Origin of the sequence: Meiothermus luteus, assembly GCF_003574085.1 — a bacterium.
GTDB classification, from domain to species: domain Bacteria; phylum Deinococcota; class Deinococci; order Deinococcales; family Thermaceae; genus Meiothermus; species Meiothermus luteus.
Genome location: NZ_QWKZ01000053.1, coordinates 1 through 20331 on the forward strand (window position 1 = coordinate 1; position 20331 = coordinate 20331).

Sequence of the window (20331 nt, forward strand, 5' to 3'; positions counted from 1 at the left end):
CCTCCACCCCCTGCACCTCCCCCGCCAGCTCCTCCAGGGAGAGTACCGGATTGAAGCGCATGGTATAGAGGTCGGAGAGGAGGAGGCTGTGCCCGGCCTGGCCCAAGGTGCGTATGGCGGTGTCCCGCAAAGCAGCGTTGAAGGAGCGAGGGTTGGGGTGGGCGTACACCAACAGGATGTTCATGCCCTAAGAGCCTAAGGCCCTGGGCCCATGGGGTGCAACGTGGGCCTTGGCATCTGCTACACTGGGTTCTTGCGCGGCCCCGGAATCCCTCCGGTCGGCCCAGAGGTTCGGATGAAGACCCACATCATCACCTACGGCTGCCAGATGAACGAGTACGACACCCATCTGGTGAAAAGCGAGCTGGCCTCGCTAGGTGCGGAGTTCGTGGATAGCTGGCAACAGGCCGACTTTGTGCTGGTCAATACCTGCGCGGTGCGGGGCAAGCCTGTGGAGAAGGTGCGCTCGCTGCTGGGCGAGCTGCGCAAGGAAAAGGAAAAACGGCCCCTGCTGGTGGGCATGATGGGCTGCTTGGCTCAGCTCGAGGAGGGCCAGCAGATGGCCCGCAAGTTTGAGGTGGACATCCTCCTGGGCCCGGGTGCCCTCACCGAGATCGGCAAGGCCCTGGAGGCCCGAAGCCGCTTTTGGGACCTTTCCTTCCGTGACGAGCTGACCCATCACCTGCCCCCTGCGCCCCAAGGGATCCTCTCGGCGTTTGTAAGCATCATCCGGGGCTGTAACCACCACTGCACCTACTGCATCGTGCCCACCACCCGGGGCCCCGAAGTGAGCCGCCACCCCGACCTGATCCTGCGGGAGGTGGAGCAGCTTCTGGCGGCCGGGGTGGTTGAGGTGACCCTATTGGGCCAAAACGTTAACTCTTACGGCAAGGACCAGCCGGGCTACCCGAGCTTCGCCGAGCTTTTGCGAATGGTGGCCCGGCTGGGGGTTCCCCGCATCAAGTTCACCACCTCCCACCCGGTCAACTTCACCGACGACGTGATTGCTGCCATCGCCGAGACCCCTCAGGTCTGCCGCTACATCCACCTACCGGTTCAGTCGGGCTCCAACCGGGTGCTGCGCCGCATGGGGCGGGAGTACCGGCGGGAGTGGTACTTGGATCGCATCCGGGCCATCCGCGAGGCCATGCCGGATGCGGTGCTCTCCACCGACATCATCGTGGGCTTTCCGGGTGAGACTGAGGAGGACTTCCAGGAGACCCTCTCGCTTTACGACCAGGTGGGCTACGACTCGGCCTACATGTTCATCTACTCGCCCCGCCCCGGCACCCCGAGCTACAAGCACTTTCCCGACATGCCCCGCGAGGTGAAGGTGGAGCGGTTGCAGCGGCTGATTGAGAAACAAAAGGAGTGGAGCTACCGCCAGAACCAGCGCTGGGTGGGCCAGACCGTGGAGGTTTTGGTGCGGGGGGCAGCCAAGGACGAGGCCTACGCCGAAGGCCACACCCGGGGCAACCACCCCACCCTCGTCCCCGCGGCCCAGGCTCCCCGTCCGGGGCTATACCAGGTGCTGGTCAAGCAGGCCACCCCGCACATGCTGTTTGGGGAAGTGGTGGGTGCGAAGGAGTCCGCCCCGATTCCCCTGATAATGGCCTGAAGCTGGGAATGTGAAGCCTGAAGTCGTGGTCGTTGGGGCCGGGATTGCCGGGCTGTGCGCGGCCCGGATGCTGCACGACGCGGGGAAAGAGGTGCTGGTGGTGGCCCGCGAGCTGGGCGAGGCCAGCCGGGTACCGGACGCGCTCTTGAACCCGGTGCGGGGCAAGCGGGGTGCCGTGGCCCCTGAGGCCGAAGAGGCGCTGGGGGCCCTGTGGGACTTCTACCCCCGCTTCGTTCCAGTGCACCGGGGCGTCCTCAGGCCGGTGCCCGAGGCGGATCGGGAAGCCTGGAAGGCCAGGCTGGAGGGCCGCCGGATTCCCCACCGCTGGCTTCCGGAGGGCCTCTACCTGGAAAACGCCGGCTGGCTCCAGACCGCCCCCCTGCTGCAGCGCCTGGCCGAGGGGCTGGACATCTTATGGGCTGAGGTGGTGCGGCTCGAGGGCGCCTCTGTTTATCTGGCCTCGGGCGGACGGGTTTCGGCCCGCCGGCTGGTCTTTGCCGGGGGGGCCAGCGGGGCGCATCTGGTGGGCCTGGGCGGGCGGTTTACACCGGGCTCGGTGCTCCAAACCCAGGAACACTTCCAGCAGGCCCGTTCGTATGGCGTGTACGTGGCCGGGCGCAGCCTGGGGGGTAGCTACCTGCCCCACCAGAACACCTGTTCACCGCACCAGACCCAGCCCCACGAGGCTGAGTGGCTGCTCTCGGGGGCCGAGCGGCTGCTGGGCTACCGCCCCGCGTACACCTCGAGCTGGGCTGGGGTGCGCTACCGGCTGGATGGGTGCTATCTGCGGGAAATCCCCGGCGGCTATGCCCTCACCGGCTTTGGTTCGGCGGCCTATTTTTACGCTCCGCTCTACGCGGGGCGCTTGCTACGGCTTGTGGGGTAGCCCTGATAAACTAACCGATATGCAGCAGTACCACCAGCTCTTGCGATACGTGCTCGAGCACGGGGTAGACCGCTCCGACCGTACTGGGGTGGGCACCCGCAGCATCTTCGGCTACCAGATGCGCTTTGACCTGAGGGAGGGATTCCCCTTGGTGACCACCAAAAAGGTGCATTGGAAGAGCGTGGTCTACGAGCTGCTATGGTTCTTGCGGGGCGAGACCAACATCCGCTTCCTGCGTGAGCATGGGGTGACCATCTGGGACGAGTGGGCCGACGAGCATGGCGAGCTGGGGCCGATTTACGGCAAGCAGTGGCGGAGCTGGGAAGGAGCGGACGGCAAGACCATAGACCAGATGGCCTGGGTGGTGGAGGAAATCAAGCGCAACCCCGACTCGAGGCGGCTTTTGGTGAGCGCTTGGAACGTGGCCGACCTGCCCCGGATGGCCCTGGCCCCCTGCCACGTGCTGTTCCAGTTTTACGTGGCCCAAGGCAGGCTCTCCTGCCAGCTCTACCAGCGCAGCGCCGACATCTTCCTAGGGCTTCCATTCAACATCGCCTCCTACTCCCTCCTTACCCTGATGGTGGCCCAGGTGACAGGGCTCGAGCCTGGGGAGTTCATCCACACCATAGGGGACGCCCACCTCTACCGCTTCCACTTTGACCAGGCCCGCTTGCAGCTCTCCCGGGAGCCCAGACCCCTGCCCACCGTGCGGCTCAACCCCGCGGTGCGGGACCTCTTCGGGTTCACCTACGAGGACATCACCCTGGAGGGCTACCACCCCCACCCAGCCATCCCCGCGCCGGTGGCGGTCTGAGATGAGAAAGATCGCGCTCATCGCCGCCTTAGACAAGAACCGCGCCATTGGCCGTCAGGGGGCCCTGCCCTGGCACCTTCCCGACGACCTCAGGCGCTTCCGCGCCCTTACCTTGGGGAAGACCGTTCTGATGGGGCGCAAGACCTTTGACAGCATTGGAAGGCCGCTGCCCAAGCGCAGGAATCTGGTGCTGACGCGGCAGACCAGCCTTAGGCTCGAGGGGGCGGAGGTGGTGGGCTCTCTCGAGGAAGCCCTGGCCCGGGATGAGGAGCTATGGGTGATTGGGGGAGGAGAGGTGTACGCCCTGGCCCTGCCCCTGGCCACCCACCTCTACCTGACCCAGGTGGACACCTTGGTAGACGGGGCCGACGCCTTCTTTCCGGAATGGGCCCCCGACGGCTGGAGCCTTGTGTACCGTGAGCGGCACCCAGCGGATGAACGCCACGCTTTTGCCTTTGAGTATCTGGACTTTGTTCGCCGACGATGAGGGTTTTGCGCCTTTCAGAGGCCTGCCTCGAGCAGACCCTGGCCCACCTGCGGGGGGTCTACCCCGAGGAGGGGGTGGGGCTTTGGCTGGGCCGGGTGGGCCGGATAGAACGGGTCTTGCCCCTCAGGAACGTCCATCCTACCCCCTGGCTGCGCTACCGCGCGGAGCCACAGGCGGTCCTGCGGGCCCTGCGGGGGGCCGAGGCGGAGGGCATGGAGCTGCTGGCCATCTACCACTCCCATCCCCATGGGCCGGCCGAGCCCAGCAGCACCGATGTGGCCGAGGCCTACTGGCGGGTGCCCTACGTTATTTTTGACCTAAAGAGGGGGGTGTATCGGGCCTACCGGCTGCCAGAGGGGGAAGAAGTGGGGATAGAGCTGCTTTGATCCAGAAGACCCCAGATGGCCCCTGGGGCCAGCTCCACCAGGTTGCCCGCGGGGTCCCGCACGTAGAGGCTCCGGCCGGCCTTCCAGTCGGTCCAGGTTACGGGGTGCCCCTGAGAGACTAGCCGCGCCGCCCAGGCCTCCAGGTCCTGGGCGGGTACGCGGAAGCAGACATGCCCTGGGCCTTGGGCCCCATGGGGTGGCAGGGCGGTTTCCTGGAGGGTGGCCTCGGGGTTGAAGACCAAGAACACCCCTTGGCCTACCCGGAAAAAGAGGTGGCGGCCAGCCTGCTCAGCGAAGAGTTCCAGGCCCAAGACCTCCTGGTAAAAGCGCCGGACAGCCTCCAGGTCGGTGGCGTAGAGGCAGGTTTCAAGCACCCCGTCCACCCGCATACCCTTAGCTTACACGCGCTTATAGGCCTCAGCCAGGCCCCGGAGGCTTTCGGCCAGCTCGAGCCCCAGGTCTTCCGGTTGGCAGCGCCAGGCCCAGTTGTCGCCCAGACGCCCAGGGAAATTCATGCGGGCCTCGGGGCCTAGCCCCAGGATGTCCTGAAGCGGCACGATGGCCAGCCGGGCGGAGCTTTTGAAGGCCAGCTCAATGAGGGCCCCCGGCACCTCGAGCTCCGAGAGGCAGCGGATGCCCTCCCGGGCCAGGTACCTGCGCATGAAAACGCGTTCCTCCTGGGGGGCGGTGCGGTACCAGCCCAAGCTAGTGTCGTTGTCGTGGGTGCCGCTGTAGACCGCCAGGTTGCCATGAGGAGGGTAGTTGTGCGGCAGGAAGGGGTTCTCCTCATCGGAAAAGGCGAACTGCAGAATCTTCATCCCGGGGAAGCCAAAGCCGTCCTTGAGGGCCTCCACCTCGGGGGTGATGACCCCTAGGTCTTCGGCCAGGATGGGGGCGTTCCCTAGGGCCTCCTGGACCGCTTTGAATAGCTTTTCTCCCGGGGCCTTGACCCAGCGGCCCTCCACTGCGGTGGGCTTGCCAAAGGGAACCTCCCAGTAGGCCTCAAAACCCCGGAAGTGGTCTATGCGCACCAGGTGGCCCTGGCGCAAGGCCTGGCGCAGCCGGGCGATCCACCAGGCGAAGCCATCTTTCTCCATCGCTTCCCAGCGGTATAGCGGGTTGCCCCAAAGCTGCCCGGTTTCAGAGAAGTAGTCGGGGGGCACCCCGGCCACCCCCGTGGGGTTCCCCTCCTCGTCCAGGCAGAAATACTCGGGGTGGGCCCACACATCGGCCGAATCAAAGGCCACGAAGATAGGCATGTCCCCGATGATTCCGAGCCCTTTGCCCTCGGCGTACCCCTTCAGCTTGTCCCAGGCCGAGTAGAAAAGCCACTGCAGCCAGACCTGAAAGGCTATCTCGTCGGCTAGCTCCTTTCGGGCCTTTTGCAGGGCCTTTGGCTGGCGCGCGCGGAACTCCTCCGGCCAGCGGTTCCAGGGCTCACCGCCGAAGCGGTGTTTGAGGGCCATGAAGAGCGCGTAGTCGTCCAGCCAGCCCCGCTCGGCTTGGGCAAAGGCTTCCAGACTGGCCCGGTCCTCCTCTGAGCCCCGGGTGAGAAAACCGGAGAAGGCCCGCCGAAAAAGGGGCCAGCGGGTCTTGTAGAGCCCGCCGTAGTCCACCCGGTGGGCCGGGAGGGAAGGAGGCTCTTCGGGCTCCAGCCAGCCTTTGGCGAAGAAAAGCCTAGGGTCTACGAGGTAGGGGTTTCCCGCGAAGGCCGAGAAGGACTGGTAGGGGGAGTCGCCGTAGCCGGTGGGCCCCAAGGGCAACACCTGCCACCACCTTGCCCCCGCGGCGGCCAGCCAGTCCACAAAACCCTGCGCCTCTTCCCCTAGGGTGCCGATGCCCCAGGGGCCGGGAAGGCTGGTGGGGTGAAGGAGCACCCCAAACGAGCGGGGAAGCTGCATAGCAGGGGTAGTCTACCCCAGCCGCCCTCTTGTTGGAAGCGTTTCTATGGGGGTCGCGCCCCGGCCTTCAGTCGGCCACAGCCCGGGCCATCCCCAGCATCTGGTCCACCTGCGCGAGGGCTTCCTCAATGACGTCAAGGCCGTACTTGAGCTCCTCCCGGTTGATGACCAGAGGGGGACAGACCCAGAGCATATGGAAACGGGTCATGACGTAGATGTGCTTGGACTTCAGGTAGGCCGCCAGCCGCTGCATCTCCGGCGAGGTGCCGTTGTAAGGGGCTAGGGGTTCCTTGGTGGCCTTGTTCCTTACCAGCTCAATCACGCTGAAAAGCCCCTTGTACCGCACATCCCCCACACAAGCGTACTTTCTCATGGCCTCGAGCCGCTCCGCCAGGTAGCGCCCCTGGATTTCGGTGTTCTCAAAGATCTGCTCCTCCTCGTAGACCTCCAGGTTGGCCAGGGCCGCCGCGCAGGAGACCGGGTGGCCGGAGTAGGTGAGCCCACCCCAGAGCATGTTCTTCTCAAAGTATTCAGCGATGGGTGCGGAGACGATGACCGCGCCTAGGGGCATGTAGCCGCTGGTGAGGCCCTTGGCGCAGGTGACGATGTCGGGCTTGATGCCGTAGTGCTGGGTGGAGAGCCACTTTCCGGTGCGCCCGAAGCCGCTCATGACCTCATCGGTGATGAGCAGGATGCCGTACTTGTCGCAAAGCGCCCGCAGCCTGGGGTAGTAGTCGTCGGGGGGCACCAGCACCCCGTTGGAACCGGTGATGCCCTCTACCATGATGGCCGCGATGGTGTGGGGCCCCTCGAGCTGGATGACCTCCTCAATGTGGCTCACGCACTCGCGGCCACAGCTATCCACCGTCTTGCCGAAGGGGCAGCGGTAGCAGTAGGGGTCAAAAACCCGGACGATGCCCGGTATTCCAGGCTCCACCGGCCAGCGCCGGGGGTCGCCGGAGGCGGTCATGGCCCCCATGGTGGCTCCGTGGTAGCTGCGGTAGCGGGTGATGATCTTGTCCCGGCCGGTGTACAGCCGGGCGATCTTCATGGCGTTTTCGTTGGCTTCGGCCCCGCCCAGGGTGAAGAAGCTCTTGGCCAGGCCGGTGACCTCGGCTAGCTTCTTCCCAAGCCTGCCCCGAGGCTCGGTGGCGAAGTTGGGGCCGGCGAAGCATAGCTCGTCCACCTGCTTCTTTATGGCCTCCAGCACCTTGGGGTGCTGGTGCCCCACGTTCATGTTGATGAGCTGGGCGTTGAGGTCAAGCCACTTGTTGCCGTCCCCATCCCAGAACCATACCCCCTGGGCGCGGGTCATGTGGATGGGGTTCGAGGTGCTCTGCACCGACCAGGAAAACAGCGTATAGTCGCGGTTTTCCTGTATGACTTCCCTGGACGGACGTTCCATAGGGCCTCCTTCCTTGGTCTGGCTCAATGTTAGACCCTCTGCCTCTGGTGGAGCAATGGACAAAGTGTCAAACGCTGATAAGCGTTTCTTGTTGGACGGAAAAATTTTTTCACCCCTGCTGCGCCCTACCCGCTGCGCAGGGGGTTGGGGGTGAGCCTGAGCTCCACCCGGAAGGTCTGGTTGCCCCGGCGGACGGTAAGGGTTACGCTGTCGCCCACTTCCTTGCTGCGGATGTAGCGTTGGAGGGAGGTTACGTCGTTGAAAGGCCGCCCGTCGGCCTCCAGGATTACGTCAAACTCGTAAAAATCCCGGCCATTTTCGCGCCGCACCACAAGGCCCCTCAGCCCGGCCCGCTCGGCGGCCCCGCCCCGGAGCAGGCCCCGGATCAGCACGCCTTGCTTGGGGATTCCGAGGAGGGCAGCGGTCTCGTCGTCAATTTGGGAGAGCTGCACCCCGATGTAGGGCACGTCCCGCCTGCGGCCGGCCTGGAGCTGGGTGAGGAGTTCGTCCAGACCTAGCAGTGGTGAAAGGAAGCTCTCAAAGACCCCGTTGGGTTGCCCGATGGCCACCACCACCGCCACCACCCGCCCGGCCTGATTGAGCACCGGCCCGCCCGAGTCGCCTGGGGCCAAGGGGATGTTGGTGGAGATGGCGATGGAGTTGAAGAAGGGGAAGATGTCGCGTTCTACGGTGTTGACCAGGCCGTAGCGCGGGGCGATGAACTCGCCGCGGGAGTTGCCAATGGCCAGTAAGGGCTCCCCCGGGCGGGGGCTGATGGCGGTCTCCAGCGGCAGGAAGGGGACCGCCTCCCTTACCTGGGTCCGCAGGACGGCTAGGTCGCGGAACTCGTCGTACCCCACCAGCTCGGCTGGAAAGGCCTCCCTTCGGGCGTTGACCACCCGCAGGCTGCGGCTGCCCTCCACCACGTGGTAGGCGGTCAGCACCAGGCCGCTTGGGCTTATGAAGAAGCCAGAGCCGGTGCCCTCGGGTATGGTCTCAATGCGCAAAGCAGCCGGAAGAGCTCGGTTGTAAACGGGCTCGAGCGCAGCCCGAACCTCCGCGGGCCTGAGGGGCTGGGCCTGAATGACCGCAGCCAAAGCGGCCAGCAGCACTGCAATCCAAATCCACCCCCGTCGCATACCTCCCCTCGTGTGCCCTTTAGCCTACGCTGAGGGGGCCGGGCTTTGGAGGCTGGGGCGCACAATTTTAGGAGGGGGTCGTTTATGTTTTTGACGTAAGCGCTGCTCCGGGTGTATAATGCGAAGGCTTTAGGAAGGGCGCTTTTGAGCGCTTTTTTTGTGCGGCTCGAGGAGAGGTGGAATGTCCCAAATTCTTCCTGTTGAGATTACCGACGAGGTCAAGCAGAGCTTCATCAACTACGCCATGTCGGTCATCGTGGACCGGGCCTTGCCCGATGTGCGCGATGGCCTAAAGCCGGTTCAGCGGCGAATTTTATACGGGGCCTACCAGGACGGGGTGTTGCCCAACCGAAAGCACGTGAAATGCGCCAAGATTGTGGGCGAGGTGATGGGGAAGTTTCACCCCCACGGGGACGCGGCCATTTACGAGACGTTGGTGCGAATGGCCCAACCCTGGAACCTGCGCTACCCCCTGATTGACGGCCAGGGCAACTTTGGCTCATTGGACGGCGATCCTCCAGCAGCCCAGCGCTACACCGAGGCTCGGCTTTCGCCGGTGGGCCTCGAGTTGCTCCAGGACCTGGACAAGGAGACCGTGCCCTTTGCGCCCAACTACGACGGCACCCAGGAGCAGCCCGAGGTGCTGCCCGCGGCGCTGCCCAACCTGTTGGTCAACGGCTCTGCCGGCATCGCGGTAGGCATGGCCACCAGCCTGCCCCCCCACAACCTGGGGGAGGTGGTGGATGCACTGGTGCTGATGATTGACAACCCAGGGGTCTCGTTGGACGAGGTTATGAAGGTGCTCATCGGCCCTGACTTCCCCACCGGGGCCAAGCTGTCCCGGCGGGGCATCAAGGAGGCGTACGCCACCGGCCGGGGCAGCCTCAAGGTGCGGGCTCGGGTGCGCAACGAGGAGAAGAACGGCCGGGCCATGCTGGTCTTCACCGAGATTCCCTATCAGGTAAACAAGGCCGACCTAATCGCGCAGATAGCTGGTCTGGTGCGCAACAAGGTGGTGGACGAAATCGCCGCGCTGCGCGATGAGTCTGACCGGCAGGGGCTGCGCATCGTGGTGGAGCTAAAGCGGGGGGCCAACCCGCAGGTGGTGCTCAACAAGCTCTACAAGCACACCCGCTTGCAGACCAGTTTTACCGTGAACCTCCTGGCCATCGTGAAGGGCGAGCCCCGGGTGCTCACCCTGCTGGAGATGATGCGCCACTACCTTGACCACCGCGGCGAGGTGGTGCGCCGGCGGACCGAGTTTGACCTGCGCAAGGCTAAGGAGCGGGCCCACATCTTGGAGGGCCTTCTTATCGCCCTGGACCACATTGACGAGGTGATAGCGCTGATCCGGGGTTCGCAGGACGCCGCCGAGGCCCGCGCGGGGCTGATGGGCCGTTTTGGTCTGACCGAGATTCAAGCCCAGGCCATCTTGGACATGCGCCTGCAGCGCCTGGTGGGCTTGGAACGGGGGAAGCTTCAGGAGGAATACCGGGAGCTGATGGAGGAAATCGGCCGGCTCGAGGCCATCCTGGGGGATGAGGGGCGGCTTTGGCAGGTGGTGAAGGATGAGCTCCTGGAGGTCAAGCGCAAGTATGCTGACCCGCGCCGCACGCTGATCACCGAGTTTGAGGAGGGCTTCAGCCTGGAGGATCTCATAGAGGACGAGCCCATGGTCATTACCCTTACCGCCCAGGGCTTCATCAAGCGCACGCCGTTGGAAGCGTACCGGGCTCAGGGCCGGGGCGGGGTGGGGGCGCAGGCCGGAAAGACCAAGGAGGAGGACGAGGCCATATCGGTTTTTGTGGCCTCCATGCACGATACCCTCCTGGTCTTCACCAACCGGGGCCGGGTCTACGCCGAAAAGGTGCACGAGCTGCCCGAGGCCAGCCGTCAGGCCCGCGGCACCCATGTGGTGAGCCTGTTGCCGCTCCAGGAGGGCGAGGAGGTGGCGACCTTGCTCAATGTGCGGGACCTCAGCCAGGAGGGGTACTTCGTATTTGCCACCCGGAACGGCCTGGTCAAGAGGACCCCCATACGGGAGTACCAGAATCTATCCAGCGCGGGCCTCATCGCCATCAACCTCTTGGAAAACGACGCCTTGGTGGGCGTGGCCATCGCCCAGGAGGGCGACCAAGCCATGCTGGCCACCCGTACCGGGCAGGCCATTCGCTTTGAGCTCTCCGATGTGCGGGTTACTGGCCGGGCCAGCCAGGGCGTCACCGGCATCCGCTTCAAGGAAGGGCGCGAGGACCAGGTGGTGTCCTTGGTCATCCTCCCTAAGGGCGAGGAGGGGGAGGTGCTGGCGGTGGGCACCTATGGCTACGGCAAGCGTACGCCGGTGCGGGAGTACCCTCTGCAGGGCCGGGGCGGGATGGGGGTAATCACCTTCAACACCACCGAGAGGGTGGGCCATCTGGCGGCCCTTTTGCGAGTCCAGGGCAACGAGGACCTACTGGTGTTGTCCAAGAGGGGCATCGCCATTCGCACCAAGGTGGCCGAGATCGCCCAGTACGGGCGGGCCACCAGCGGGGTTAAGATCATGAACCTGAGCGAGGGCGATGAGCTAGCCTCAGCCTTTGTGATTGCTCCCCAGGATTGAGAATGAAGCGCGTGGTCATCGCTTTTGGTACCCGTCCGGAGGCCATCAAGATGGCTCCGGTAATTTTCGCCATGCGGCGCTGGCCCGGTATACACAGCGTTCTCCTCTCCACCGGGCAGCACCGCACCCAGCTCGAGGACGCCCTGCGGGTTTTTGGCCTGGTCCCCGATACCGATTTGCAGGTGATGACCGAACGGCAGACCCTGCCCGACCTGATGGGCCGCATTGTTCCGGCCGCCGCGGCCAAGCTCAAAGAGCTGGAGGCCGACTACGTGATGGTTCACGGGGATACCCTGACCACCTTCGCGGTTGCCCTGGCGGCCTTCTTTGAGGGGATTCCGGTGGCCCACGTGGAGGCCGGGTTGCGTAGCTTCAACCTCAAAGAGCCCTTTCCCGAAGAGGCCAATCGCCGGCTGACCGATGTGCTGACCGACCTTGACCTGCCCCCTACCCCTACCTCTAAGGCCAACCTTTTGCGCGAGGGGAAACCCGAGGAGACCATCATCGTGACCGGGCAGACCGAGGTGGACGCGGTCTTGTACGCCAGCGCGCGGGGGGTCCCCCCGCCCCTGCCCCCGGACAAGCGGGTGGTCACGGTAACCATGCACCGCCGGGAGAACCTGCCTTTCATGCGGGAGCTGGCCCTGGCGCTGGCCCGGGTGGCCCAGGCCCACCCGGAGTGCCACTTCGTCTACCCCGTACACCTGAACCCCGCGGTGCGCGAGGCGGTCTATCCGGCGTTGGAGGGGCTGGCCAACTTCAGCCTGCTCGAGCCTTTGGATTTCGGCACCATGGCGGCCCTGATGAAGCGTTCGGCCCTTCTGGTGACCGATTCGGGCGGTGTTCAGGAGAGTGGGGCCACGCTTGGCGTGCCGGTGGTGGTGCTGCGGAACGTTACCGAGCGGCCGGAGGGGTTGGCGGTGGGGGCTTTGAGGCTGGCCGGAACCGACCCGGAGCAGGTCTTCGCCACGGTACACGGCCTCCTCTCCGATGAAGAGGCCCTGGCCGCCATGCGCAACCGCCCCAATCCCTACGGGGATGGGCGGGCCGCGGAGCGCTGCGCCCAGGGGGTGGCCTGGCGGTTGGGCCTTTGCGAGAGGCCGGCGGACTGGGAAGGTGGCTTGTTGGGCTAGCCAGAAAGCCCCCGGGTGTGTTAGACTCATGAGCGGTTTGCCTCGAGGCTGCGCCCTGTGCAGCCCTGGCCTTTTGAGTTCGGAGAGCTATGGCACAGAAAAAGACCGCACGCAACCCTTCGGCCATGAAGCGCCACCGCCAGTCGCTTAAGCGGCGGGCCCGCAACAAGTCCAAGATGTCGGCCATCAAGACGGTGAGCAAAAAAGCGGTGGCCTTGGCGCAGCAGGGCAATGCCGAGGAGGCCCTGCGGGTCATGCGCTATGCCGAAAGCCTGATTGACAAGGCGGCCAAGGGTTCAACCCTGCACAAAAACGCGGCCAGCCGCCGCAAATCCCGCCTCATGAGCAAGGTTCACCAGCTTCTTCAAGGAGCTAAAGCCTAGGAGCCAGGTATGGGCAAAGGGGATCGTCGTACCCGTCGCGGCAAGATCTTCCGGGGTTCATACGGCAAGTACCGCCCGCGCAAGAAGTAGCCGGGCCGAGCCCGCCGCCGAAGGTGTCCTTCGGCGGCGTTTGCTTTTACCGGTTGGGCTCGAGCCGCTCCTTGCCGAAGTAGGGTTGTACCGCCTTGGGTACGTTTACCGTCCCGTCCTCGTTTTGGTGGTTCTCCAGGAGCATCACCAGGATGCGAGGGGTGGCCAGGGCGGTGTTGTTGAGGGTGTAGGCGTGGAGCACCTTGCCCCGCGCGTCCCGGTAGCGCAGGCCGGCCCGCCTGGCCTGCCAGTCCAGCAGGGCCGAGCAGGAATGGGTCTCACGGTAGCGGTTCTGGCTGGGAACCCAAGCCTCCAGGTCAACCTGGCGGTACTTGCCCAGGCCCATATCCCCGGTGGAGACCTCCACCACCCGGTAGGGGAGCTCCAGGGCTTGCAGGATACCCTCGGAGATGGAGAGCATGGTCTCAAACCAGCGGTTGGATTCCTCCAGGTCGGCCCGGCAGAGCACGTACTGCTCAACCTTGTTGAACTGGTGCACCCGCATTAGACCGCGCACATCCTTCCCCGCCGAGCCGGCTTCGCTCCGGAAGCAAGGGGAGAGGGCGCAATAGGTTTTGGGTAGCTCGTCTTCGGGCAGTATTTCCCCGGCGTGCAGGTAGTTGAGCAGCACCTCGGCGGTGCCCGCCAGGTAGGCCTCCCCGCCGTTGACCTCGTAGACCTGGTCGCGCCCGGTGGGGAACTGCCCGTGCCCATAGAGGGCCTCGGCCTTGGTTAGGCTGGGCACCGAGAGGGGGGTGAAACCGGCCTCTATCATCCGGTCCAGGGCGAAACGCAGGAGGGCCAGCTCGTAGAGCATCAGGTCGCCCCGCAGGATGTAGGAGCGCGAACCCGAGACCTTGGCGGCCCGTTCAAAGTCGCCCCAGCCGTTTTTCTCTATAAGGGCCACGTGGTCAAGGGGTTCAAACAGGAACACCCGGGGGTTGCCGTGGACCCGGGTTTCCACGTTAAAAGAGTCGTCGGGTCCTACCGGGGCTCCCTCCCAGGGGAGGGTGGGGGTGAGGTAGAGCAGGTTTTTGAGCTGAGCCTCCAGCTCCCGCAGCCTCGGCTCGAGCCGGGCCAGCTCGGCCCCAATGGCCCGTCCCTTCTCCACCAAGACCTCTCGCTCCTCGGGTTGGGCCCGGGCCACCGCCTTGGCGTTGGCGTTGCGTTCGGCTTGGAGCTGCTCAATTTGGCGCTTTAGCGCCAGCACCTGTTGGTCCAGGGCCAGAAGCTGGTCTAGGTCAAGGGGGGCGTTTTTTAGCTCAATGGCCCGCCGGACCTGCTCGGGGTGTTCGCGGATGAACTTGAGGTCTAGCATGGCTACTCAATGACCCGGGGCACCTTAAACTGGCCCTCCTCTTCCTCTATGGCCACCGAGAGGGCCTCCTGCTGGGACAAGGAGGGCCTCACCTGGTCGGGACGAAGGCGGTTGGTCAGGTCAATCGGGCGGGCCATCTCCGGCAGGCCTTGGGTGTCCAGTTCCTGGAGCTGCTCAAAGAAGCTCACAATGGAACGCAGCTCCCCCTCGAGCCTCCTGGCTTCCTCTGGGCTAAGGGAGAGCCGGGCCAGCCTGCTCAGGCTTTGCAGGAGTTCGGGCGTGATCTCCACGGGCGTCATTCTAACCGCAGGCCTGGGGGTTTGTGGGCTTTGTCGGTGGGAAAGGGGTATGATTCGAGCATGTCGCCCGAGGAGTTCAAGCGGCTGGGTTACGCCCTCATTGACTTCATCGCCGAGTACCGCGAGCGGGTGGAGACGCTTCCGGTGATGGCCCAGGTGGAGCCAGGGACGGTACGGGCGCTTTTCCCCCCCACGCCGCCCCAGCAGGGTGGGGGGCTTTTGGGGGTGGTCAAGGAGCTGGAGAGGCTTTTGCTGGGCCTGACCCACTGGCAAAGCCCCCGCTTTTTTGCCTGGTTCCCCTCCAACGCGCCCTTTTCCTCGGTTCTGGCCGACCTGGTGGCCACCGGGCTAGGCCAGACCGGAATCACCTGGCTGGCCAGCCCGGCCCTCACCGAGCTGGAAGAGGTGACCACCGACTGGTTGCGGCAGATGTTCGGTCTGCCCGAGGTCTTCCAGGGGGTTATCCAGGACACCGCCTCCACCGGTACCCTGGTGGCCCTGCTGGCCGCCCGGGAGTGGGCCACGAACTTCTCCCAGGAGCGCGAGGGGCTTCAGGCCGAGGAGCAGCCCCTCACCGTCTACGCCTCAGACCAGGCCCATAGCTCGGTGCCCAAGGCGGCCCTTCTGGCCGGGTTTGGCCGGGGGAACCTGCGGCTTATAGAGACCGATGACCGGCATGCCCTGAGGCCGGAGGCGCTCGAGGCGGCCATCGCGCAGGACCTGGCCCAGGGAAAAAAACCCTGCGCGGTGGTGGCCGCGGCGGGCACCACCACCACCTTGGCCTTTGACCCGCTGGCCGAGGTCGCCGAGGTGTGCCGGCGGTACGGCCTTTGGCTCCATGTAGACGCGGCTATGGCCGGCTCGGCCCTGATTTTACCCGAGTGCCGTCCGCTTTTCGCGGGCATTGAAGAGGCCCATTCCATCGCCATCAACCCCCACAAGTGGTTGGGGGTGGCCTTTGACTGCTCGCTTTTGTACGTGCGCGAGCCCGAGATCTTGGTGCGGGCCATGTCCACCCAGCCCTCCTACCTGCGCTCTGCGGTGGATGGCCAGGTGCGGCAGTACAAGGACTGGGGCATCCCCCTGGGGCGGCGTTTCCGGGCCCTCAAGGTGTGGTTTGCCCTGTTGGATGAGGGGGTGGAGGGGTTGCAGGCCCGGCTGCGGCGGGATATAGCCAACGCCCGCTGGCTGGCTGAGCAGGTGGAACGCACCCCGGGCTGGGAGCTGCTGGCCCCGCCCACCCTCCAGACCCTGGCCCTGCGCTACGACCCCGGGGGGTTGAGCCCTGAGGGCCTTGACCGCCATACCCAGGACTGGGTCCAGCGGGTCAACCGCACGGGGCAGGCCTTCTTAACCCCGGCCCTGCTCAAGGGGCGGTGGATGGTGCGGGTTTCCATTGGTGCCGAGAGAACCGAGCGGGTCCATGTGGAGGCCCTATGGGCCCTTATGCAGCAGGAAGCCCGGCGGGTGGAGATTGAGGCCTGAACTGCTCCTGATTACCCAGGATGGCTCGCCCACCCTGGTGCACCCCCGCTTTCAGGAGGCCTACAGCTCCCGCTATGGGGCCTGGACCCAGGCCAACGTCCTCTACCTGGGCCTTACCCAGACCCACGCACACCCTGCGCCGCGGGTCCTCGAGGTGGGCTTCGGCCTGGGGATGAACTTCCGTGCCACCCTGGATAGCTGCCTCCGGCGTGGGGTGCCCCTGGACTACCTGGGCTACGAGGCTTTTCCGGTGGAGGCCGGGGTGCTGGGCTGGGTGGAGGCCCCGCTGACGGAGGAGGCGGCCCGGGTCTGGGCGGAAGTGCGGGTGGGCTGGGCGGCTGCCCCGGAGCCTTTGATTTTGGAGGGGCCTTGGGGGCGGCTCGAGGTGCGCTTTGAGGACGTGACCCGGGCTAGTTTTCCCCAAGGGTGGGCCAGCGCCATCTACCTAGACCCCTTTAGCCCGGCGGTCAACCCCGAACCCTGGGGGCTTTCTGTGCTGCGCTCGCTTTACCATGCGGCCGCGCCAGGGGCCTACCTGGCCACCTACTCGGTGGCGGGAAGGCTGCGCCGCGGCCTGGCGGCGGTGGGGTTTGAGGTCAGAAAAGTGCCCGGGGTGGGCAAGAAGGCCTGGACGCTAGCCCGGCGCCCCTTGGCCTGACTGCCCTGGCGATGGGCTAGGTGGAGGTTTTCTCCTCCTCGGCCTCTTCCAATGGGTTGAGCCCCAAGGCCCGTTCGGCCAGCCGCTCCCCAGCCTCGGCGAAGGGGCGGGAGATGAGGGTAACCCCGGCGGCCTGTAGCTGTGGGTCTTCCTCGCGGTGGTAGCTGGTGGCGGCCACGATACCCTCAAAGCCCCGCCGCCTTAGCCCCTCGGCCGCCCGGAGTTTGGCCTCGAGGTCGGGAAGGGTGAGCAGCACCCCTTTTAGGCCGGTAAGGTCCAGGCGCTCCCAAAGCTCGGGGTCCTCGGCGTCGCCGTAGCGGACATTGCGCTTTTTACTCCGGTGGGCCTCTAGCTTGCCCTCGTCGGCGTCCAGTCCCAGCACCTTGTGCCCTTTTCCGGTCAGCATCTTGTAGGCGGCCCCTCCGGTGCGGCCCATGCCCACCACCAACCATTCGGCTCCCTCCAGGCTGGTCGGCTCGTCGTCGGCGTGGCGGCCTTTGCGCTCAAAGCGCAGCAGAAGGGGCTCGTAGCGCTGATAGAGCCGGTGCACCGCGCGGTTGAGGGGGGCGGCCAGGGCCAGCGATAGGGCCACCGCCAGGCTGATGGTCTGGCTAAGGGAGGCTGGCAGCAATTCACCCTCTACCGCGGCTACGCTGGTGATGAGGGCGAACTCGCTGTAGCTGGTGAGGGCGATGCTGCTCACAAAAGCGGTGCGGGCCCGCAGCCCGAAGCCCACCAGGAGGAAGAAAAACAGCCCCGCCTTCAGCGGCAACAGCAGGACCAGCCCGGCGGCCAGGGGCAGGTGCTGGTTGCTGGGCAGGCCCATCGCCCCGATTTGCAGGAAGAAGGCCACCAGGAAGGTTTCCCGAAGGCCCCAGAGGGTGCGGGAAAGCTCGGCGGTCTGGGGGTGTCCGGCCAGCGCCGCCCCCATGAGCAGGGCCCCCAGCTCGGGCGAGACCCCTAGGTGCTGGGCCAGGCTGGCCCCCCCCAGGGCCAGGCCCAGCCCATAGAGGAGCAGCAGCTCCTCGTGCCCACTTCTCTCCAGCACAAAGCCCACCACCGGGCGCAGCAGGGGCAGGGCCAGCAGCAGAAGGGCCCAGGGGGTGGGGTTTTTGACCCCAGCGTAGGCCATCAGCCCGATGGCCACCAGGTCTTGCAGGACCAGGATGCCCACCGCGATGCGGCCGTGAAAGGTGTTCAGCTCGCTTCGGTCGTCCAGGAGCTTTACGGCTAGGACGGTGCTGGAGAAGGCCAGGCCAATACCCACAAAGAGGGCTGCCTGGCTCGAGAGGCCGATTCCCATGGCCAGCAGCCCCACCAGAAGGGCGAAGGCGATGAGGTGCAGGCCTCCTACCCCCAGCACCTCCCGGCGCACCAGGCTGGCGAAGCGCAGTTTGAGGCCTACGGTGAAGAGCAACAGCAGGACCCCAATCTCGGCTAGGTTTTCCAACAGCGGGCCGGCTTCTTGCCCCAGCCCCCAAAAGACGAAGCCTGCTCCCAAATAGCCCACCAGCGGGGGCCAGCCCAAGCGGTTGGCCAGCCAGCCCAGGCCAAAGGCTGCCCCTACCCAGAACCAATCCATGGGGCCCATCATAAGGATTAGGTTCTAGCTCTTTTTGGGGCCAGCAGGCCGAAGGGGGGACGGCCGAAGCGGTGAGCCAGCCGGGGCATGACCACCAGGTCTTTGTTTTGCAGCCAGAGCGCCTCCAGTAGGGCCTGGGCCAGCCGCTGGGCGTTGGCGTAGCGCCGCAGGGGTACCCGGATGGCCTCGCGCCCTTGCCCCAGGAGCACCACCTGCCATCCCCCGCCCAGAATGTCCTGCAAGCCGTCGGCCGCCTCGAGCCCCTCCAAAGGGTGTTCGCTCCAACGGCCAAAGCTTCGCACCCGGAGGGTGGTGGGGGTGACCTCGAGCCCCGAGAGCCACCCCTCGTCCACCCCCAGGGCGGCCATATACAGGCCCAGCAGGGCGAAGAGCACCACCGACCAGCGCGGCTCTATCCCTTGGAACCAGGCCCAAAGACATACAGCGGTGAGGGCCAGACCCATTAGGATCAGGCCCAGGGCCACCGCGTAGGTGGCCGGGCTGGGTCTTGAAACGATGCGCTCATCCATAAGCTACTTTCCCACGCAGAAGTTGCGGAAGACCCGCTCAATGACCTCCTCCGAAACATTTTTGCCTAGGATTTCCGAAAGGGCCTCCAGGGCCATCTCAATGGAGAGACCGGCCAGGTCCAGTGGGGCCTCCAAAGCTGCTTGAAGATGGACCTCGGCCCGCTGCAGGGCCTCCACGTGGCGCTCGTTGCTAATCCACAGCTCGCCTTCGGGGGCTTCCCCCAACAAGCGGCGGTGCACCTCTTGGCGGAGCGCCTCGAGGCCCGCGCCGGTGTGGCTCGAGACAGGTAGGAAGGCCTCGTCCTGCCAGACTGGGGGTAGGTCGGCCTTGGTAGCCACCCTGAGGGTACGGGCCCAGGGCAGGGGAGGGGGTGGAGGCTTGGGCTGGCTCTGGTCGGCCAGGTAGAGCACCAGGTCGGCCTCCTGGGCGATGCGTAGGGCCCGCTCCACCCCGCTTTTTTCCACCAAGTCCTCGGTCTGCCGTATCCCTGCGGTGTCCACCGCCACCACCGGCACCCCGCCGATTTCCATGGGGGCCTCTAGGTAGTCGCGGGTGGTACCGGGTATGGGGGTGACGATAGCCCGCTCATAGCCCAGGAGGGCGTTGAGCAGGCTTGACTTTCCGGCGTTGGGGGCCCCCACCAGGGCCACCCGGGCCCCCTTGCTGGCGATGCGGCCTGCGGGGGCGGTGGCGAGGAGGCTGCGCACCTCGGTTAGGACGGGCTCGAGCCGGGCAGCCACCTCCACCGGCTCCACCCCCTCCTCGGGGTAGTCCAGCCAGGCCTGGATGTGGGCTAAAAGGTTGAACAGCTCTTCGGAAAGGGCCCCTATCTTTCGGGAAAGGCCCGCGCTGAGCCCCCGCAGGGCCTGCCGCCGGGCGGCTTCCGACTCGGCCTCTACCAGGCTCAGTACCGCCTCGGCCTGGGCCAGGTCCATCCGGCCGTTTAGGTAGGCCCGGAGGGTAAACTCCCCGGGCTGGGCCGGGCGGGCCCCGTGTTGGAAGAGCACCTGCAAGACCCGCCGCAGCACCGCAGGCGAGCCGTGGGTCTGGAGCTCGGCGCTGTCCTGGCCAGTGTAGGAGTGGGGGGCGCGGAAGACCAGGAGCAAAGCCTCGTCCAGAACCTCCCCGCTTTGGGGATCGCAGACCTTGCCGAAGGTGAAGCGCCCCCCTGGAAGCCGGGTGGGGTCCTTTCCCCGCCAGAGCTTCTGTATGAGCTCTAGGCTGCCCGCTCCCGACACCCGCACGATGCCCACCGCCCCCCGGCCTGGAGGGGTGGCGATGGCAGCAATGATGTCCTGCAAGGAGGGTAGGCCCATAGCCTTTAAATCTAAAGGGTTTCCCAGGGGCGGGGGTTAGTTGGGGGGATGGACAGGGTGGCGGCGGCATAGGGCTTCGGCCAGGACCCAGGCTCCCTTTTTGTCTAGATGCTGGTTGCCGTTGCCGCACTTCGGGGAGAGGATGCAGCGCGGGCAGCCTCCTTCGCATGGGCAGCTTTGCAGCAGGTCGCGGGCCGCCTGGACCCAGCGGGCGAAACGCCGGGCCGCGCTTCGGGCGTAGCCCACCCCGCCGGGGTAGCCGTCGTAGATGAAGATGGTGGGGCCGCCGGCGGAGGGG

At 65.7% G+C, this 20331-nt stretch carries 22 protein-coding genes; 11 read left to right on the top strand and 11 right to left on the bottom strand.

What is annotated here, in order from left to right:
• Positions 1 to 184: NAD(P)H-dependent oxidoreductase (locus Mlute_RS08855; RefSeq protein ID WP_182482514.1), on the bottom strand; the 184-nt coding region annotated here is incomplete at its 3' end.
• Positions 185 to 295: 111 nt separating this feature from the next.
• Here Mlute_RS08855 and miaB point away from each other — a divergent pair.
• The 5 genes from miaB to Mlute_RS08880 are packed head-to-tail and all read left to right on the top strand — an operon-like array spanning position 296 to position 4191.
• The gene (gene miaB, locus Mlute_RS08860; protein ID WP_119360354.1) at positions 296 to 1618 is read left to right on the top strand and encodes a tRNA (N6-isopentenyl adenosine(37)-C2)-methylthiotransferase MiaB; all 1323 of its coding nucleotides are present in this window, start codon (positions 296 to 298) and stop codon (positions 1616 to 1618) included.
• Between the two features lie 10 nt (positions 1619 to 1628).
• Positions 1629 to 2504, top strand: a complete 876-nt coding sequence (locus Mlute_RS08865; RefSeq protein WP_119360336.1) for an NAD(P)/FAD-dependent oxidoreductase — start codon at positions 1629 to 1631, stop codon at positions 2502 to 2504.
• 19 nt (positions 2505 to 2523) lie between these two features.
• A complete protein-coding gene (locus Mlute_RS08870) occupies positions 2524 to 3318 on the top strand; it encodes a thymidylate synthase (protein ID WP_119360337.1) in 795 nt (264 codons plus the stop codon).
• A 1-nt stretch (position 3319) separates the two neighbouring features.
• Positions 3320 to 3805 (top strand): dihydrofolate reductase, encoded by a 486-nt coding sequence (locus Mlute_RS08875; RefSeq protein ID WP_119360338.1) that lies wholly within the window; start codon positions 3320 to 3322, stop codon positions 3803 to 3805.
• Positions 3802 to 4191 (top strand): M67 family metallopeptidase, encoded by a 390-nt coding sequence (locus Mlute_RS08880; protein WP_119360339.1) that lies wholly within the window; start codon positions 3802 to 3804, stop codon positions 4189 to 4191. The genes Mlute_RS08875 and Mlute_RS08880 overlap by 4 nt, the downstream gene beginning before the upstream one ends.
• Here the strand turns inward: Mlute_RS08880 and Mlute_RS08885 are convergent.
• The 4 genes from Mlute_RS08885 to Mlute_RS08900 form a co-directional block, all read right to left on the bottom strand.
• Positions 4146 to 4580, bottom strand: a complete 435-nt coding sequence (locus Mlute_RS08885) for a VOC family protein (RefSeq protein ID WP_119360340.1) — start codon at positions 4578 to 4580, stop codon at positions 4146 to 4148. The genes Mlute_RS08880 and Mlute_RS08885 overlap by 46 nt on opposite strands.
• A 9-nt stretch (positions 4581 to 4589) precedes the next feature.
• Positions 4590 to 6092 (bottom strand): 4-alpha-glucanotransferase, encoded by a 1503-nt coding sequence (malQ, locus tag Mlute_RS08890; protein WP_119360341.1) that lies wholly within the window; start codon positions 6090 to 6092, stop codon positions 4590 to 4592.
• 67 nt (positions 6093 to 6159) lie between these two features.
• Positions 6160 to 7497, bottom strand: a complete 1338-nt coding sequence (locus tag Mlute_RS08895) for an aminotransferase class III-fold pyridoxal phosphate-dependent enzyme (protein ID WP_119360342.1) — start codon at positions 7495 to 7497, stop codon at positions 6160 to 6162.
• Between the two features lie 125 nt (positions 7498 to 7622).
• Positions 7623 to 8636, bottom strand: a complete 1014-nt coding sequence (locus Mlute_RS08900) for a S1C family serine protease (RefSeq protein WP_119360343.1) — start codon at positions 8634 to 8636, stop codon at positions 7623 to 7625.
• A gap of 181 nt (positions 8637 to 8817) precedes the next feature.
• Between Mlute_RS08900 and gyrA the strand changes: the two genes are divergently transcribed.
• From gyrA to Mlute_RS08920, 4 genes are all read left to right on the top strand, one after another.
• Entirely contained in the window at positions 8818 to 11238 is a 2421-nt protein-coding gene (gene gyrA / locus Mlute_RS08905; protein WP_119360344.1) for a DNA gyrase subunit A, read from the top strand.
• Positions 11239 to 11240: 2 nt separating this feature from the next.
• Positions 11241 to 12371: a non-hydrolyzing UDP-N-acetylglucosamine 2-epimerase gene (gene wecB, locus Mlute_RS08910; protein ID WP_119360345.1), complete on the top strand. Its 1131-nt coding sequence runs from the start codon at positions 11241 to 11243 to the stop codon at positions 12369 to 12371.
• Between the two features lie 89 nt (positions 12372 to 12460).
• A complete protein-coding gene (rpsT, locus tag Mlute_RS08915) occupies positions 12461 to 12754 on the top strand; it encodes a 30S ribosomal protein S20 (RefSeq protein ID WP_119360346.1) in 294 nt (97 codons plus the stop codon).
• 9 nt (positions 12755 to 12763) lie between these two features.
• Positions 12764 to 12844: a 30S ribosomal protein THX gene (locus tag Mlute_RS08920; protein ID WP_114799484.1), complete on the top strand. Its 81-nt coding sequence runs from the start codon at positions 12764 to 12766 to the stop codon at positions 12842 to 12844.
• A gap of 46 nt (positions 12845 to 12890) precedes the next feature.
• Here Mlute_RS08920 and serS read toward each other — a convergent pair whose 3' ends face one another.
• Positions 12891 to 14162 (bottom strand): serine--tRNA ligase, encoded by a 1272-nt coding sequence (gene serS / locus Mlute_RS08925; protein ID WP_119360347.1) that lies wholly within the window; start codon positions 14160 to 14162, stop codon positions 12891 to 12893.
• Positions 14163 to 14164: 2 nt separating this feature from the next.
• Positions 14165 to 14461 carry an Asp-tRNA(Asn)/Glu-tRNA(Gln) amidotransferase subunit GatC gene (gene gatC / locus Mlute_RS08930; protein WP_119360348.1) on the bottom strand — a complete coding sequence of 99 codons (297 nt, stop codon included), beginning with the start codon at positions 14459 to 14461 and terminating at the stop codon, positions 14165 to 14167.
• Between the two features lie 60 nt (positions 14462 to 14521).
• Between gatC and Mlute_RS08935 the strand changes: the two genes are divergently transcribed.
• On the top strand, positions 14522 to 15946 hold the full coding sequence (locus Mlute_RS08935; protein WP_119360349.1) for a pyridoxal phosphate-dependent decarboxylase family protein: 1425 nt from the start codon (positions 14522 to 14524) through the stop codon (positions 15944 to 15946).
• Positions 15936 to 16604, top strand: a complete 669-nt coding sequence (gene mnmD, locus Mlute_RS08940; protein WP_245958919.1) for a tRNA (5-methylaminomethyl-2-thiouridine)(34)-methyltransferase MnmD — start codon at positions 15936 to 15938, stop codon at positions 16602 to 16604. The genes Mlute_RS08935 and mnmD overlap by 11 nt, the downstream gene beginning before the upstream one ends.
• Positions 16605 to 16620: 16 nt before the next feature.
• Here mnmD and Mlute_RS08945 read toward each other — a convergent pair whose 3' ends face one another.
• The 4 genes from Mlute_RS08945 to Mlute_RS08960 all read right to left on the bottom strand — a co-directional run.
• A complete protein-coding gene (locus Mlute_RS08945) occupies positions 16621 to 18186 on the bottom strand; it encodes a cation:proton antiporter family protein (RefSeq protein ID WP_119360350.1) in 1566 nt (521 codons plus the stop codon).
• 17 nt (positions 18187 to 18203) lie between these two features.
• Positions 18204 to 18716: an amino acid ABC transporter permease gene (locus tag Mlute_RS08950; protein ID WP_119360351.1), complete on the bottom strand. Its 513-nt coding sequence runs from the start codon at positions 18714 to 18716 to the stop codon at positions 18204 to 18206.
• A gap of 3 nt (positions 18717 to 18719) precedes the next feature.
• Positions 18720 to 20033, bottom strand: a complete 1314-nt coding sequence (gene mnmE / locus Mlute_RS08955) for a tRNA uridine-5-carboxymethylaminomethyl(34) synthesis GTPase MnmE (RefSeq protein WP_119360352.1) — start codon at positions 20031 to 20033, stop codon at positions 18720 to 18722.
• A gap of 36 nt (positions 20034 to 20069) precedes the next feature.
• The coding region (locus tag Mlute_RS08960) for a Zn-binding domain-containing protein (protein ID WP_119360353.1) at positions 20070 to 20331 on the bottom strand (262 nt) is incomplete at its 5' end.

Coding starts and splice junctions, on each gene's coding strand:
- Mlute_RS08900 (WP_119360343.1), bottom strand. CDS start 8,636: ATGCGACGGGGGTGGATTTGGATTGCAGTGCTGCTGGCCGCTTTGGCT.
- Mlute_RS08950 (WP_119360351.1), bottom strand. CDS start 18,716: ATGGATGAGCGCATCGTTTCAAGACCCAGCCCGGCCACCTACGCGGTG.
- mnmE (WP_119360352.1), bottom strand. CDS start 20,033: ATGGGCCTACCCTCCTTGCAGGACATCATTGCTGCCATCGCCACCCCT.
- wecB (WP_119360345.1), top strand. CDS start 11,241: ATGAAGCGCGTGGTCATCGCTTTTGGTACCCGTCCGGAGGCCATCAAG.
- malQ (WP_119360341.1), bottom strand. CDS start 6,092: ATGCAGCTTCCCCGCTCGTTTGGGGTGCTCCTTCACCCCACCAGCCTT.
- Mlute_RS08885 (WP_119360340.1), bottom strand. CDS start 4,580: ATGCGGGTGGACGGGGTGCTTGAAACCTGCCTCTACGCCACCGACCTG.
- serS (WP_119360347.1), bottom strand. CDS start 14,162: ATGCTAGACCTCAAGTTCATCCGCGAACACCCCGAGCAGGTCCGGCGG.
- Mlute_RS08935 (WP_119360349.1), top strand. CDS start 14,522: ATGTCGCCCGAGGAGTTCAAGCGGCTGGGTTACGCCCTCATTGACTTC.
- Mlute_RS08870 (WP_119360337.1), top strand. CDS start 2,524: ATGCAGCAGTACCACCAGCTCTTGCGATACGTGCTCGAGCACGGGGTA.
- miaB (WP_119360354.1), top strand. CDS start 296: ATGAAGACCCACATCATCACCTACGGCTGCCAGATGAACGAGTACGAC.
- rpsT (WP_119360346.1), top strand. CDS start 12,461: ATGGCACAGAAAAAGACCGCACGCAACCCTTCGGCCATGAAGCGCCAC.
- Mlute_RS08880 (WP_119360339.1), top strand. CDS start 3,802: ATGAGGGTTTTGCGCCTTTCAGAGGCCTGCCTCGAGCAGACCCTGGCC.
- Mlute_RS08875 (WP_119360338.1), top strand. CDS start 3,320: ATGAGAAAGATCGCGCTCATCGCCGCCTTAGACAAGAACCGCGCCATT.
- Mlute_RS08920 (WP_114799484.1), top strand. CDS start 12,764: ATGGGCAAAGGGGATCGTCGTACCCGTCGCGGCAAGATCTTCCGGGGT.
- Mlute_RS08895 (WP_119360342.1), bottom strand. CDS start 7,497: ATGGAACGTCCGTCCAGGGAAGTCATACAGGAAAACCGCGACTATACG.
- gatC (WP_119360348.1), bottom strand. CDS start 14,461: ATGACGCCCGTGGAGATCACGCCCGAACTCCTGCAAAGCCTGAGCAGG.
- Mlute_RS08945 (WP_119360350.1), bottom strand. CDS start 18,186: ATGGATTGGTTCTGGGTAGGGGCAGCCTTTGGCCTGGGCTGGCTGGCC.
- gyrA (WP_119360344.1), top strand. CDS start 8,818: ATGTCCCAAATTCTTCCTGTTGAGATTACCGACGAGGTCAAGCAGAGC.